We start from the raw sequence: 2,086 nt of genomic DNA, 5'->3' as shown, positions 1-2,086 counted from the left end.
CTGATATGGGTTGCGTTCTGCGGCTGCGATTAATCCCTCTGCTTTTTCAAGCGCCCAATTAAACGATCGTGCTTTACAATGCCTATCAATAAATTGTGCAATTTCCTCCACACAAGCTTTTAAGACAGTCTCCGAGGTAGGGAAAGTTTGTAAAGTTCTCGGCATACAGATCGCCAAAAACGCCTTTATACTCTGGAAATACTTGATCTAACACAGATTGAAATTGAAGCTTTGTTTGAACCATAATTCCCGTCATATTTTCATGTTGTCTTGTCAGATACCGAAGGTTTAATAACTGAACACCACGCTTTTTCTGCGGCTCTAAATCCTCTTTGTAATACAGTTCGCCTAAGTGATAAGCATCAATGGCATCTGTTTTGGTTTTTCTTAAACTAGAACTTTTTGCTCGGTAAGATACCAATGGATTTACGATAATGACAATGTACTCTCTTGCTTCTAAAAACTGTACAACTGGGGCATGATAGTGACCCGTTGATTCCAAGACAACTGGTGGTTTCATCCCTGTTTGATGCTCTAAATCTAGTAAATAAGAGTATAACTCTTTTAAACCATCCACCGTATGTTCAACTTTCACACTGTTTTTATAGGGTATTTTTTTATCCAAGAACATTTGAACCTGACTTTCACCTTTAGCTACATCCAGACCAACAACTGGATTCATAAATTATCTCCTCCTAGTGTAGTGGATTGACCGGTAACCTCTATCTAGCTTGTCATTCATATCTTCGCTTGTTATACGGGATCATCATGTCCCAACCAGCCTAATCATGTGTTAACAAGTAGAGGGCGAACAGTTTAGTTGTCGGGATCAAGTCCCACGGGTGCTTCCGTTCTACCCCGGCTACTATCAATCTATAAATTGAATAAAAAATAGTCAACCAGGTTTCTCTGGCTGACCTTATAATACGAACGGGTGCTTTAGTTCAATAACGGTCTTCAACAATATGGCGCGCTTATTGAAAAAAGAAGTAAGAGGCTGGGACATAAGTAACTAACACACCTATTGGACCGAATGGTAAGGAAGGTCATCTTTCTAATCATTCGTTTTTTTATTTATAATTATAAAATATATTTTATTTACATGAGTGAAATGGAGCGGAGGGCCCTCGACTCCTGCGGGCTGCAGAGCAAAGGGTGAGACCCCGCAGGAACGAAGTGACGAGGAGGCTCAGCTTGCTCCCCGCGGAAAGCGAGGGTCCGCAGCGCAATGGAACGGTCTTGATTAAATACCGAAACTAAGATATTGAATATTCGTGTTTTAGAAATATTAATTTCGTTTTGTCCCAGCCTCTTTTTGTATTTACTCATTGTCTTCATAAATAAATAAACCATTAATCAATGATTCAAAATCAGAGGCGAGTTCAAGTATAAATATTTCATCTGTGTATTCTGCATCTACGTATATAATTGGTGGATTTTCTTTTGTTTCTCTATAATCCAGCGCAACCCATGAATGGCCGTCTCCGCATAACAGAACGATATGATTTGGAAGTCCCCATTCGTCTATATAGTATTGGTTGTCCAGAATCCCATCTTCATTAACGCCTCTAATGTGATCAACTGAAACATGATCGTCAGCCCAGCTTGTTGGAACAAGTGTCGGAAAGGCATCATACTCCAGATAGCCGCCATTTTGAATGCTGCATAGTTCAATATAAGATTTCGGCAATTTTACTCCTAGTTTAACTTCTGCTTCCTGCACCTTTTTAGGTGTTAACGCTGGCAAGCTTTCATTCCGGTCACTCCATACATTTCTTATCATATTTCCTGCTCCTAATAGTCCATTTTATTGTATTGGTTCTGGGTATTTACTTATTATGATGGAGTCCAAATCGTATCAAATCCATTCTTAATCGAATAATCATAAAGCATGATCATTTTTTTCGATTTATAATTCTCCATCCAGTTTGTTACCACTTGATCTTCTTTCTTGTCATTCAGCTCATGATTCCGCTCAATAATGAATTCAAGATAATCTCTTTTTGGCAGTTTGTCACTTTTTGAAGTGTTGCATTTATTACAGGATAGTACTAGATTCCAAATTTGATCTGATTGCACAAAAGAC

Annotated in this window: 2 protein-coding genes and 1 pseudogene; all 3 read right to left on the bottom strand. The window is 38.7% G+C overall.

What is annotated here, in order from left to right:
- Positions 1–682 (bottom strand): annotated as a pseudogene (locus OQ279_RS18725) (IS110 family transposase); the annotation flags it as partial.
- 639 nt (positions 683–1,321) lie between these two features.
- Positions 1,322–1,783: an SMI1/KNR4 family protein gene (locus OQ279_RS18720; RefSeq protein WP_066448289.1), complete on the bottom strand. Its 462-nt coding sequence runs from the start codon at positions 1,781–1,783 to the stop codon at positions 1,322–1,324.
- 53 nt (positions 1,784–1,836) lie between these two features.
- Positions 1,837–2,086, bottom strand: a 250-nt coding sequence (locus OQ279_RS18715; protein WP_266071384.1) for an HNH endonuclease family protein, incomplete at its 5' end; no start/stop codon positions are given.

It is taken from the genome of Salinimicrobium profundisediminis (assembly GCF_026241755.1).
Taxonomy (GTDB): domain Bacteria; phylum Bacteroidota; class Bacteroidia; order Flavobacteriales; family Flavobacteriaceae; genus Salinimicrobium; species Salinimicrobium profundisediminis.
The sequence above is the reverse complement of the archived record's forward strand: the minus strand, read 5'-3'. Positions and strand labels throughout refer to the sequence as shown.